The sequence below is a fragment of the Pseudogemmobacter humi genome, assembly GCF_900609055.1.
Lineage (GTDB): Bacteria > Pseudomonadota > Alphaproteobacteria > Rhodobacterales > Rhodobacteraceae > Pseudogemmobacter > Pseudogemmobacter humi.
Genome location: NZ_UXAW01000079.1, coordinates 1 through 12,137 on the forward strand (window position 1 = coordinate 1; position 12,137 = coordinate 12,137).

Genomic DNA, 12,137 nt, shown 5'->3' on the forward strand with positions numbered 1-12,137 from the left:
GATCTTGAACTCACGGCTGAACTTCCGTCTCGTCATATCCACTCTCCAGTTCCTTGGTCACGATCTTATCTTCGTGTCCACGAAACCAGCAGCAGCTCAAAGATCTTGTGCCCCGGTGCCGGTTTCGACGTATGCGGTCGGCGACAGAGGGCCTCAATGCCCATGCGCTTCATCAGCGTGGCAAGATGCAACCGCCCCAGCTTGACACCTTCCTGAACCAACAGCCACCTCTGCAATTTCCGGGGAGTAGCTCAACACTGCCGTGCCATGAAACATGACTCTTTCATCAAGTGCGCCGGCGGGCAGATGATGAAGTGTTTATCCGGGTGTTTTTTGCCGTGGAGCCACGCGGGACGGCGACACCAGATGGCGCCTCAACAGCCGAATGAATTGCTGAAGCCCCGGTGCGTCGGGGTTTGACCAGGCAGACTGCAGCAGCGAAAGCGAGAGAGGGATCGCCTCCTTCAGGGACACCACTACCGTTTTGGGCGGCGGGCCGTCCGCAACCGCGTATTCATCAATGATGGCAGGCCCGACACCGGCCTGCACCATCGATATGGCAAGCTCGGCGCGCGGCACCTCCATGGCGATACGCGGTAAAAGATCCTTGCCGTGGAAGGCCGCAAGAATGCGCTTTCCGAAGGGGATGGTCCGGTCATAGAGGATCAGCGGCTCTCCGGCCAGATCGGCAAGCCCCAGGGACGCCCGCATTGCCAGCGGATGATGGGCTGGCAACAGGCAAAGCATCCTGCCCTGGCCCAAGGGTTCGCACTGAATGCCGGAATGCTCGACCGGCAAGACCGTGATCGCCAGATCCGTGCGCCGCGAGATCAGCATATCCGGGATCTCGGAAAGCAGGGCGGTGTGATAGCGGATATGCATCCCCGGGTTTCCGGCCATGAAACGCGCAATCACCGCAGGAATGGCATGAAGCGCAAGGCTCGGGCTGGTGGCAATCGTCAGCGTGCCGGTCGGCTTGTTTGCCAGATCGCCGGCAATGCTGTCGATGCGCTGCGCGCCCTGATAAAGTGCCTCGACTTCGGGAATGAGGATCAGCGCTTCGCGCGTCGGGGTCAGGCGGTGGCCGGTCCGCTCGAACAGTTTCAGGCCAAGGCTCTGCTCGGTATAGCCGATCAGGCGGCTGACCGCGGGTTGAGAGATGTTCAGCATCCGCGCCGCCGCCGACATCGAACCCGTCAGCATGATCGCGCGAAACACCTCCATTTGCCGCAGTTTGAAACGCATGAGTATAACACTCGATTATGGTTTCCATCACATCGGCATAAGGTCCCGGCGGGATCAAGCCCTATACTGTCCCCCGCATCATCCGGGGAAGGAAAGAAATGAGGATTGGTTTCATCGGGCTCGGGACAATGGGTCTGCCCATGATCGAAAATCTCGCGAACCAGCCTGATTTTGAACTGCTGGCCTTCGATCCGTCTGATACGCCTTTCTCGGCCCTGGCGGGCCACAAGGCCTGGGCAACCCGGCTCTGCCGTGCGGACGCTCTGGGCGATCTGTCCGGTTGCGATCTGATCATCACCATGCTGCCGAACAGCCGCATCACCAATGCGGTAATGCGCGGCGAAGAGGGCAGGCCCGGACTTGCGCAAATCCTGCGGCCGGGGGCGCGCATTCTCGATATGGGGTCATCCGATCCCGGTTCCACCATGAAGCTGGCGCAAGAGCTTGCCGCAAAGGGCATCAGCCTGACCGACGCGCCGGTGTCCGGCGCCGTGACAAAGGCGCGCACGGGTGAATTGTCGATCATGGTCGGCACCGATGCTGAAGGGCTTGAAACTCTTCGCCCGGTCCTCTCAGCGATGGGGCGCGTGCTGATCCCCACCGGGGCGGTTGGGTCGGCCCATGCCATGAAGGCGCTGAACAACTACGTCTATGCGGCGGGCCTGCTGGCCGCTTCGGAGGCGCTTGGAATCGCGGCGCGCATGGGGCTGGATCTGGCCGTGCTCAGCGATGTGCTCAACGCCTCTTCCGGGCGCAATGTCGCCACCGAAACCAAGCTGAGGCAATTCATCCTGCCGGGCAGCTACAATGGCGGTTTCGCGCTGCGGTTGCAGGCCAAGGATCTGGCCACAGCCGATGGTCTGCAGGCCCTGAGCGGGTTTGACGCGCCGCAGCTGACGCTTTGTGCGGGCCTTTGGGCGGAAGCGGTGCAGCAACTGCCCGCTGACGCGGACAACACAGAAATCCACCGTTTCCTGACTGCCCGCCCGGGCAAATCCGATTGATGAGAGGCCCCATGTCCCTGGTGAAGATCCGCAAACGTGCGTTGACGATCGAAACAACCTATCACGAATTCGGCCCTGTGCCGGAGCATCCGCTTCGGATGGCAGCGGCCAGCGCGGTTGTGGCGAACCCCTTTGCCGGTCGCTATGAGCCGGATCTTATGCCCTTCATGGCCGAACTGCGCGGCCTTGGCCATGAACTGGCGTCGGAACTGGTCGATACGCTTGGTGGCCGCGAGTCGGTCGAGGTCTATTCCAAGGCCGCCATCGTCGGGCTGAACGGCGAAATGGAACATGGCGCTGTCTGGCACGAAGCCGGCGGCTGGGCGATGCGCGCGGTCCTCGGCCAGCCGAAGGCGATGGTTCCCGCGAACAAGGCGGTGGCCGTGGCCGGCTACCGGATTATGGTGCCGGTCCACTATATCCATGCCTCCTATGTGCGCAGCCATTTCAACAGCATAGAGGTCGGAATCCAGGATGCGCCGCGCCCCGACGAGATCCTGTTCACCCTGGTCATGGGCAGCGGCGGCCGGGTCAATTCCCGCCTCGGCGGCCTTCTGAAGCAGGATGTGAAAGGCGAGGACGGCCTGCGCTGACGCGCCGTCCCGAGAGCCGCCTTGCGGATCGAACGCCTCCGGCCCGGCTGCCGGAGGCGTCTGTGCAAACCGTGGTCGGATCAGTGCTTCAGGGACGATACAGCCCCATGGCCCCGATCCCGGCGGCGGCGGCATAAAGCGTTGCCTCTGCCCAGGGGCGGCCGACCAGCATCATGCCCACCGGCAGGCCGTCGATACGTCCGCAGGGCACTGAAAGCGCAGGAAGTCCGGTAATGTCGAAAGGCGCGGTCGAGGCATTCATGCGCATTCCCCGGTCCCAGATCTCGGCCAGGGGCGCATCGGCAGCAGGCAGCGGCAGGGCGGTGCAAGGTGTCGTCGGCATGACCAGCACATCCACCTTTTCAAGACAGCGCAGATAGGCCCCGCGCATCGCGCGCGCCAGGTTCTGTGCCTTGGCGTAGTAGGTGCCGCCGCCGAGATGCAGCCCCCATTGCCCCGCCAGCATCGAAAGCTTCAGCACCACCGGCAATTCCCCGGCGCGCTGCCGCCAGCCCATATGCGCCCGCATCAGGTCAACATCGTAGCGGCCCCGCCAGTTGAAGCCCATGGCGTTGCCCTCCATCATCTGACGGATCAATCCCTCCAGCACCACCGTCGTCCAGATGCTGCTGGCCTGAAGATGCTCGGGAACAGAGACGGTGAAGGTTTCGGCGCCCTGGCCGGCCAGACCTTCGGCCGCCTCCTGCACCAAAGCGGCGACGGCCGGGTCGGTCCCGGGCAGGCCAAACCCCTCGGCCAGCAGGCCGATGCGCAACCCGGCCGGGCCGCGCGCCAGACCGGCAGGATAGTCATCGGTCCTGACCTCCTGCTGGCGCGGATCAAGGCCGTCAGCCCCTGCCAGAACCTGCAACAGCAGCGCATTGTCATGCAGATCGCGCGTCATCGGCCCGGCATGGTCGATCGTGGCCTCGATTGGCATGATGCCGCTGTAGGGCACCAGGCCATGGGTCGGCTTCATGCCGATAAGCCCGCAGAATGACGACGGGATTCGGATCGACCCGCCCTGATCCCCGCCCACTGCCATATCGGCCTGTCCCGCCGCCAGGAGTGCCGCACAGCCCGAAGAAGACCCGCCCGAGGAATAGCCGTGACGATGCGGATTGTGGACGGGGCCGGTCGCCGCACTGTGGCTGCCGCCCGTCATACAGAAATTCTCGCAAACCGCCTTGCCGGTGATGGTGCCCCCGGCCTCCAGCACACGGGTGACCACGGTCGCGTCCTCGGCCGGGACGAAGCCCGCAAGCGTGGCCGAGCCATTGGCCATCGGGACCCCCGCCATCAGGATATTGTCCTTCAGAACGATCCTTTTGCCCTGAAGCCTGCCCTCCGGGGCGCCCTTCGTCTCGCACTGCACATACCAGGCGCCCAGCGGGTTCTCTTGCGGCCAGACCACCGGCCCGCGGGGCCAGCGGCACGGCGGCACCGGAAGCTCCAGTTCCGAGACGAGGTCATAGGCGGCGAAGGATTCCTCAAGAAGGGGCATCGCCTCGGACAGATCCGCCTCGCTCAGGGTAAAGCCGAACTCTGACGCGATGCGTCGTAAATCCTGTGGAAGGGGGCGGGGGATAGACATGGCGTTCTCCGACAATAAGGGCCGGATCACTGGAAAGGCTAATGATATAATTTTCAATAGTTGAAATTACAAACTTATCGTGCCTGCCGGATTCCGGGCGGCTTTGGTATGCAGGATGTCGAAATCGTAACCGTTGACCGCGGCCAGATGCATCTCACGCTGCCCGGATGCGGCATGGCCGTCAGGCCCGCGCGCCGAGCGCCGCAGATGCAGCGGCCCGGCCCCGGCGCGGATCGCCTCTGCCCGGGTATCGCCTGAACGCTCGGCCAGGGCCGCAAAGGTATAAAGCCCCTCGTAGCAGCTTTGCCCATAGGCGTTGGCCGGTGGTGGCGAGGCGCCGTGCAGCGCGTGGTAGCGTTCCAGGAAGGCGGCATTCCTGCTGCTGCGCAACGCCGAAAAGTAGCCCGAGGTTGTATAGAGATTCTCGGTCATACCCTCTTCGAGCCCGTAGACGATGGTCTCATCAAGCCCGAAGGCGCAGCGAAGCGTGCGGCGGGCAAGGCCCGCTTCGGCAAAGGAACGGTTGAAGCCGATCGCATCCGAGCCAAGGAAATGCGGCAAGACCACATCCGCCCGGCTCAGCCGGATCTGCCGCAGCAGCGGTTCATATTCCTGGCAGTCGATTGCCACATATCCTTCGCCAACCACTTCCGCCCCGGCGCGCCGGATCACCTCTCGTGCGATGTCGCAGGAATTTCGCGGCCAGCGGTAATTGTTGCCGCACAGGAAGAAGCGGCGTGCATGGCGGTGCTCGATCAGCCAGTTCACCGCCGTTTCCAGCAATTCGCGGGCAGTCTCGCCTGTGGTGATCACAAGCCGCGAATCCTCCGACCCTTCGAACTGCGGCGTATAGAGGAAGGGCACGCGGGCACGGTTGGCACGGATCACGCCCTGACGTGCATAGCTGGGAAACATGCCCAGAATCGCCTCGACCCCCTCGACCTCCAGAGCATGAAGGGTGTTCTCCGTCGCGGTTTCCGCATCAGGTCCGCAATCGACTGTCACAAGGTCGAGCCGCCGCCCCAGAAGACCGCCGCTTGCATTGATTTCCCGGATGGCAAGTTGCGCACAGGCGATGGCCGAAGGCGCCCAAAGCCCTGCCGGCCCCTGTTCGGCCAGGATGAGGCCGATCTTCAACGAATCGCGATATGGCAAGCAACCAGCCCCCTCTTGCCAGAGCTCTCGCCGGTCAGACTAGTCAGCGCCGCCCCGGTTGTGAAGCGGCAGGCGGTCAATTCAGGATCTGCCGCAGCAACCTGGCCAGCTCCGTCGCATCGTCCTGCGCCAGGGCCGTCAGGATCCCGGTCTCCGTGGCATGGGCCGGGCTGCTGGTCTCGCGATGCGCAAGGCGGCCCTTCTCGGCCAGAAAGATCATCACCTTGCGCCTGTCCTGCGGATCCGGGGCGCGATAGACCAGCCCGCCCGAGACCATGCGGTCAATTATCTTGGTCAGCGTTGGATTGTCGACGAGGATGCGCGCGGCAAGATCGCCCATCGCAAGGCCGTCCTGCCCGGACAGGGCGTCAAGCACCCTGAACTGTTCGAGCGGAACCCCATGTGGTTTCAGCTCTGCCGCGACCGCCTGGTCCAGCCTCCGGCTGACATCCGCGATCAGATAGCGCAGTTGCGAGGAGTCGCAGGACTTTATCTTGCTCATGATCGTGCCCGAAAATTTTGAACTTTCATATAGTTTTGCGTCGATCCGGGCAAGGGGAAAGGCGGGACTGCGTTGCCTTTGGTTGCGGATACCTCGTGGTTTTTGTGATTATATAATTGAATTTATTTAATAATATGTGTTTCCAGCACCGCTGTGCTGCGGATTGGATCATGGCGGGGAATGGCGTGCAAAAAGTAGTTGCCAATTCAAATATTGTTTGCTTAGTCTGCGAAGCTACCGGGAGAAATAACCCGGACCGGGAGAAGGTAAAGTCATGGCCCATGCGCTCGAAGCTGTTGGTATCACGAAATCTTACGGGGCTTCACCGGGTGGGGTCGCAGTGCTGCGTGACCTGTCTTTCCATATCAACCGCAACGAATTCGTCTCTTTCGTTGGGCCGTCGGGCTGCGGGAAATCAACCCTTTTCAACATCATCACCGGCCTCATGCCGCCCGATATGGGCCGGATCCTGATCGATGGCGAGGATACCACCGGACGGGTGTCGCCCCGGCTTGGCTACGTGCTGCAAAAGGATCTGCTGTTTCCCTGGCGCACCGTGCTCGACAATGTGATCCTTGGCCTTGAGATCCGCGGCATACCCCGGCGCGAGGCCCGCGAGCGAGCGCATGAAGTCCTGAAAAGCTATCATATGGACGGCTATGAGGCGAAATTCCCCGGGCAGCTTTCGGGGGGAATGCGGCAGCGTGTGGCGTTGATGCGCACCATGATCACCGATCCGGAAATCATCCTGATGGACGAGTCCTACAAAGCGCTGGACTATCCGCTGAAAATCGCTCTCGAAAGCGAGTTGCTCGACGTGGTGAAGAAGGCGGGCAAGACCGTCATCTTTATCACCCATGACATCGAAGAGGCGGTGACGCTGTCGGATCGGGTCTATGTGATGAAGGCCCGCCCCGGCGAGATCATCCATGAGATCGACATTGATCTCGGCACGGACAGCCCCTCGATCCCCGAGCGGCGCATGTCGCCGCATTTCAACACCTATTACGAGATGATCTGGAAAAAGATCGGCATCGCTCCGATGGCGGCCTGAGGACGATGAAGATGACACGTCAGACCGAAACCCCGGCTAGCCCGGTTGCCGCTTCGCGCCGGATCTCTGCCGAAAGCCGCCGCAAGGCGCTCTTGATCAGTCTTCAGCTGGGGCTGGTGATCGCCGCGCTGCTTGCCTGGGAATTCGGCGCGCGCAGCGGTGCGATCAGCCGCTTTCTTTTCGCCAGCCCCTTGATGATCTGGGATGTGCTGGTGCAGCGTTCCGGCACCGGAGAGCTGTTGCGCGATGTGCGTGCCACTTCGGTCGAGACCCTGCTCGGCTATGCTCTGGGGGCAATCGGCGGCTCGGTGCTTGGACTTGGCCTCTGGTACTCGCGCTTTGTGTCGGATTTCGCGGCGCCCTTCATCGCGGCTGTCGGTTCGATCCCGGTGCTTGCCGTTGCACCGATGACCATCATCTGGTTCGGCACCGGGCTTACCGCCAAGGTGGTGATCGTCGCTTTCTCCTGCGTGGTGGTCTCGCTGACCACCTCTTATCGCGGTGCCATGCGCACTGATCCGGATTTCATCAATCTGATGCGCTCGTTCAATGCGGGACGAAGTGCGATCTTCTTCAAACTGATTGTTCCGGCTGCAATGCCATGGGTCCTGCAGGGGCTGAAGCTGAATGTCGGCTTTGCGCTGATCGGCGCCATTGTCGCGGAATATATCTCATCCGATGCCGGGGTCGGGCACATGATCCTGCTCGGCAGTTCCAACTTCTCGATGAACATCGTCCTCGCCGGAATCCTTCTCGTCATGGTGATGATGCTGGTCTTCAACTTCTGCATCGGCCTTCTGGAACGGGCCATTCTCCGCTGGGAAAGGAAGTAACAATGACTGCATTCAAGGGGATTACGGCGGCTCTGCTGGGGCTGCTGACGGTGACGGCTGGCCCGCTCTCAGCCCAGGAGCTGAAAGAGGTCCGTATTAACCAGGCCTTCCAGTCGCTGCTGTATCTGCCGCTTTATGTGGCGCAGGAGCGCGGCTATTTTGAAGAGAATGGCGTGAAGGTCTCGATCTCGACCGCAGGCGGCGGCGCGCAGGCCTGGGCTGCGGTGATCGGCGGATCGGCGGATTTCTCGATCCAGGATCCGGTTTTCGTCGCCAAGACCCGTGAGATGGGCGGCGACGGCGTGGCGGTAGCCGGGGTGCAGAATGCGCCGACCGTCTTCATCATCGGCAAGGATGCGACCTCGCTGCAGGACAACCTGGCGCATATGTCAGGTAAGCGGGTGATCGTGGGGCCGCAGCCCGATACCACCTGGGCCTTCATGAGCGTTCTCGCCCAGCAAAATGGCGTCGAAGATCTGAAGATGGTCAATGTCTCGATCGGGAACGAGATCCCGGCCATCACCACCGGACAGGCCGATTATGCGCTGGCCGTCGACCCGCAGGTCACCCAGGGCATCCTGGAGCACGGCCTGACCTCGGTCTATTCCTATTCGGCCAATGCCGACTGGTATCCCTATGCTTTCTCCAGCCTGACCACGACCCAGGCCTATATCGATGGCAACCCCGAGGCCGCGCTTGGCATCGTCACGGCTTTCGAGCAGGCCTCGCGCCACATCTATGCCGATTTCGACGATGCGGTGGAGGTGGCGAAGATCTACTTCCCGAACCTTCCCGAAGAGGTCGTCCGCCAGGCGGTTCAGCGTGAGATCGACGCGCGCGGCTATCCCGAGAATGTGCTGATCTCGGAAGAGGCCTGGGCGAACAGCATGAATGTCTCGGTCTTTGCCGGCACGCTTCAGGGTTATCCGACCGAAGCAACCTCTTATGAGACGAATGTGAATACCGATCTCGCGACCCGCGCCAAAGAGGCCGTTGACGCCCGCCAGTAAGCGGCAGGCGTCTGTGATGCGACGAGGGCGGGTCAGACTATGACCCGCCTGCTTTCAGGACAGAATTCCGGCCGCAGCAATAGGTCGGGCATTCGGGGCGCAGCCCCCCGGTTTCCTGTTCAATTCATGGAGCGGCAGATGAACGGCGATGTGACGCAGCAAGGCAACCCTCTGCCTGCAAAGCCGGATGCGGCGCTTTCGGATGAACCGGCACGAGACGCGGCCACTGAACAGCTCCGCGCGGAATGGACCGAACGCGGCGCGCGGATGCGCAATTTCGCGCGGGATCATCTTGACCCGTTTCTGCTGCCGCTGCCGGCCCTCCTGTCGCCTCTCGGGTTGATGAGCCTGCATCAGGGCCGCCTGACGGGACGATATGCCGGATCCGGAACAGAGCAAGAGGCCGCTCAGGCGCCGGAGCGGGGCTGAGAGGGCAGGGGATGCAACCGGAAATCTTTGAGCTTGGCCTTGCCGGGGCGGCGAGGCTGGTGCGGCAGGGCGTGATCGGCTTCGAGGATCTGGCCCGGGCCTGTCTGGAGCGCGCCGCGCATCATCAGGCGCTGAACGCCTGGGAGAGGCTGCTTCCCGATCAGGCTCTTGCCGCCGCCCGGGCGCAGCAGATGCTGCTTGATGCGGGCTATGATCTGGGGCCGCTGCAGGGCATTCCCTTGGGCATCAAGTCGAATATTGACCTTGCCGGGCTGCGCACCAGCGCCGGAGGGCGCCTGGCCTCTCCCCCCGAAGCGGGCCGCGATGCGGCGGTGATCGCCAGGCTGCGGCAGGCCGGGGCGGTGATCCTTGGCACCACCAATATGGATGAGTTCGCCTGGGGTGGCACCACCTCGAACCCGCATTACGGCCAGACGCTGAACCCGCATGACCCCTTGCGCATTCCGGCCGGGTCTTCGGGCGGATCCGGGGTGGCGGTGGCCACCGGCTCCGCCTTTGCCGCGCTTGGCACCGATACCGGCGGCTCGGTCCGCCTGCCGGCCGCGATGAACGGCCTTTTCGGGCTGCGGCCCGGTCTGGGCTCGGTCAGTGTCGAGGGTGTCTTTCCGCTGGCCTGGTCGCTCGACACTGTCGGCCCGCTGGCCCGCAGCGCCGAAGATGCAGGGCTGCTTTTCAACGCGATGACCGGCACCGCGGCGCCGCGCCGGTTGCGTGGGCTGCAAGGGCTTCGGATAGGTTTGTTCGAGGAGTATACGCTCTCCGCCCTGCATCCCGATGTCGGTGCCCGGTTCGAGGCTCTGCTTGCGGCCTGCACCGGCGCGGGGGCTGCCGTCATACCGCTGCCGCTTGAAGGGATCACGCCTGCGGTGGATGCGCTGGTGATCGTCGACGCGGTAGAGCCTTCGGCGGTGCACGACCACTGGCGCAACTCCGAAAGCGCCGCCTATGGCGACACAGTGGCGCGGCTTCTGGATTGCGGCCACGGCTTTTCGGGAGTCGAATACCTGCATGCGCAGCGCTACAGGACCTGGCTCAGGGCGCAAATGCTGCGGCATCTGGCCGGGGTGGATCTGCTCCTGATGCCGACGGTGCCGTATACCGCGCCGCTGATCGGAGAGACGGAAGAGGTCGATCTGGGCAACGGCCGGCGTGAAAACGCGCTGACCGCGAATATGCGCTTCACCTGTATTCCCAGCCTGACCGGCCTGCCCGCGCTGAGCCTGCCCATTGGCTGCGACCGTCAGGGGCTGCCGGTGGGCGCGCAGATCATCGGTGCGCCGCAATCCGAGGGTGACCTCTTCGCGCTCGCAGGGGAAATGGCGGCGCTCTGCGCCTGAAGGAAAAGAGAAGGCAAATGAAACTTGCGGATTTCCGGATGAAGATCGCGACCCTGCCCGAGCGTTTGCGCCGGGTGGATGATCTGAGCCTCTCTGGCCTGAAAGGCCCGGGTGGCCTGATCTGCGGCTGCGGAGCGCTTACGGATCTGGCGGGGCGGGTGCGCGCGCTCCTTTCCCGTGAGGGGCCGATCCTGATCGTTGCCGATCCGGTGGTTGCCGGGCTTGGCTGGTGCGATCTGGCCGAAGAGATTCTCGCACGGGCGGATCTGCGGACGTTGCGCTTCGCGCAGGTCGAGGCGGAGCCCTCGCTGGAAACCGCCTCGGCGGTGGTGGCGATGGCCGCGCCGCATGCTCCGGCCCTGATCCTTGGCATCGGTGGCGGCAGTGCGATGGATGTGGCCAAGATCGCAGCACTTGCGCTTGGGCTTGGCTGCGATGCGCGCGATGTGCTTGCGCAATCGCCATCCACCGCCGGGCCGGGCGCGCTGCCGCTGATCCTGGTTCCGACCACGGCTGGGACCGGCAGCGAAGTCAGCCTTTTCGCCGTGGCTACCGCGGGCAGCGAGAAGCGGTCGCTGATTGGGAGGGGGATCCTGCCCGAACTGGCGCTGATCGACCCGATGCTGAGCGCGACCATGCCAGCGAGTGTGACCGCGATGACGGGAATGGATGCGCTGACCCATGCCATCGAGGCGATGATGCATGTAAAGGCGACGCCGCTGATCGACGGGCTGGCGCTCGGGGCGGTGACCCTGATCGGGCGGGCCTTGCGCCGCGCCTGCCAGGATGGCTCGGATATGGAGGCCCGGCACGACATGGCGGTGGCCGCAGCCCTGTCGATGATCGCCTTCAACCAGACCGGCGGGCTTTGGGCCCATAGTGTGTCCTACCTGCTCGGTGAGCATTGCAAAGCGCCGCATGGCCTTGGCTGTGCGCTCGGGCTGGCGGCGCTGATGCGCTATAATGAGCCGGTCTGCGGCCCGGCATTGCGCTCAATCGCGGCGGCTCTGCAACCCGGCGCGACGGAGGCGGGCGAGGCCGCCGGGGCCGTGACGCGCCTTATGCATGACATTGGGCTTCCGGGGGATCTGTCCGGTTTCGGCCTGCCGCATGGCGCGCTGTCGAGGCTCGCCTCGGAAATGCTGCAACGCTACCCGCGCGCCGGCAATCCGCGTCCGATGGATGCGACCGAAGCCATCGGCTACTGGCACGATATGGCCGGGCTGACGGCTCAAGAGGCCGGGTGAACCCTATTGGAGTGACCGCCATGACCGCTTACCGCGACACGCTTCTTTTCATCGACGGCCAGTGGCGCGCGGCGACCGGGGGCCGGACGCTCCCGGTGATCAACCCCGCCACG

12 protein-coding genes and 1 pseudogene are annotated in these 12,137 nt (G+C 63.5%); 8 read left to right on the forward strand and 5 right to left on the reverse strand.

The window, feature by feature from the left end; genetic code table 11:
* Positions 1-86 precede the first annotated feature (86 nt).
* Both XINFAN_RS22250 and XINFAN_RS12985 read right to left on the reverse strand, forming a co-directional pair.
* Positions 87-239: pseudogene (locus XINFAN_RS22250) on the reverse strand (IS3 family transposase); the annotation flags it as partial.
* 79 nt (positions 240-318) lie between these two features.
* On the reverse strand, positions 319-1,245 hold the full coding sequence (locus tag XINFAN_RS12985; protein WP_124087296.1) for a LysR family transcriptional regulator: 927 nt from the start codon (positions 1,243-1,245) through the stop codon (positions 319-321).
* Between the two features lie 98 nt (positions 1,246-1,343).
* On the opposite strand from XINFAN_RS12985, the gene XINFAN_RS12990 reads away from it, so the two are divergent.
* Together XINFAN_RS12990 and XINFAN_RS12995 are read left to right on the forward strand one after the other, a co-directional pair.
* Complete coding sequence (locus XINFAN_RS12990; RefSeq protein ID WP_124087297.1) at positions 1,344-2,249, forward strand: NAD(P)-dependent oxidoreductase; 906 nt, start codon at positions 1,344-1,346, stop codon at positions 2,247-2,249.
* 11 nt (positions 2,250-2,260) lie between these two features.
* Complete coding sequence (locus XINFAN_RS12995; protein WP_124087298.1) at positions 2,261-2,842, forward strand: amino acid synthesis family protein; 582 nt, start codon at positions 2,261-2,263, stop codon at positions 2,840-2,842.
* Between the two features lie 88 nt (positions 2,843-2,930).
* Here the strand turns inward: XINFAN_RS12995 and XINFAN_RS13000 are convergent, their stop codons facing one another.
* The 3 genes from XINFAN_RS13000 to XINFAN_RS13010 form a co-directional block, all read right to left on the reverse strand.
* Positions 2,931-4,436 carry an amidase gene (locus XINFAN_RS13000; RefSeq protein WP_124087299.1) on the reverse strand — a complete coding sequence of 502 codons (1,506 nt, stop codon included), beginning with the start codon at positions 4,434-4,436 and terminating at the stop codon, positions 2,931-2,933.
* Positions 4,437-4,502: 66 nt separating this feature from the next.
* Positions 4,503-5,591 (reverse strand): substrate-binding domain-containing protein, encoded by a 1,089-nt coding sequence (locus XINFAN_RS13005; protein WP_124087300.1) that lies wholly within the window; start codon positions 5,589-5,591, stop codon positions 4,503-4,505.
* A 76-nt stretch (positions 5,592-5,667) separates the two neighbouring features.
* Positions 5,668-6,093 (reverse strand): MarR family winged helix-turn-helix transcriptional regulator, encoded by a 426-nt coding sequence (locus XINFAN_RS13010; RefSeq protein ID WP_124087301.1) that lies wholly within the window; start codon positions 6,091-6,093, stop codon positions 5,668-5,670.
* 340 nt (positions 6,094-6,433) lie between these two features.
* Here XINFAN_RS13010 and XINFAN_RS13015 point away from each other — a divergent pair, with 340 nt between their 5' ends.
* The 6 genes from XINFAN_RS13015 (at position 6,434) to XINFAN_RS13040 (ending at position 12,024) form a co-directional block, all read left to right on the forward strand.
* Entirely contained in the window at positions 6,434-7,147 is a 714-nt protein-coding gene (locus XINFAN_RS13015; RefSeq protein ID WP_199286421.1) for an ABC transporter ATP-binding protein, read from the forward strand.
* A gap of 11 nt (positions 7,148-7,158) precedes the next feature.
* Positions 7,159-7,980, forward strand: a complete 822-nt coding sequence (locus XINFAN_RS13020; protein WP_124087303.1) for an ABC transporter permease — start codon at positions 7,159-7,161, stop codon at positions 7,978-7,980.
* 2 nt (positions 7,981-7,982) lie between these two features.
* The gene (locus XINFAN_RS13025; RefSeq protein ID WP_124087304.1) at positions 7,983-8,990 is read left to right on the forward strand and encodes an ABC transporter substrate-binding protein; all 1,008 of its coding nucleotides are present in this window, start codon (positions 7,983-7,985) and stop codon (positions 8,988-8,990) included.
* A 138-nt stretch (positions 8,991-9,128) separates the two neighbouring features.
* Positions 9,129-9,419 carry a hypothetical protein gene (locus tag XINFAN_RS13030; protein ID WP_160144610.1) on the forward strand — a complete coding sequence of 97 codons (291 nt, stop codon included), beginning with the start codon at positions 9,129-9,131 and terminating at the stop codon, positions 9,417-9,419.
* An 11-nt stretch (positions 9,420-9,430) separates the two neighbouring features.
* Complete coding sequence (locus tag XINFAN_RS13035) at positions 9,431-10,777, forward strand: amidase (protein ID WP_124087306.1); 1,347 nt, start codon at positions 9,431-9,433, stop codon at positions 10,775-10,777.
* Between the two features lie 17 nt (positions 10,778-10,794).
* Positions 10,795-12,024 carry an iron-containing alcohol dehydrogenase gene (locus tag XINFAN_RS13040; protein ID WP_124087307.1) on the forward strand — a complete coding sequence of 410 codons (1,230 nt, stop codon included), beginning with the start codon at positions 10,795-10,797 and terminating at the stop codon, positions 12,022-12,024.
* The last annotated feature ends 113 nt before the right edge of the window (positions 12,025-12,137 follow it).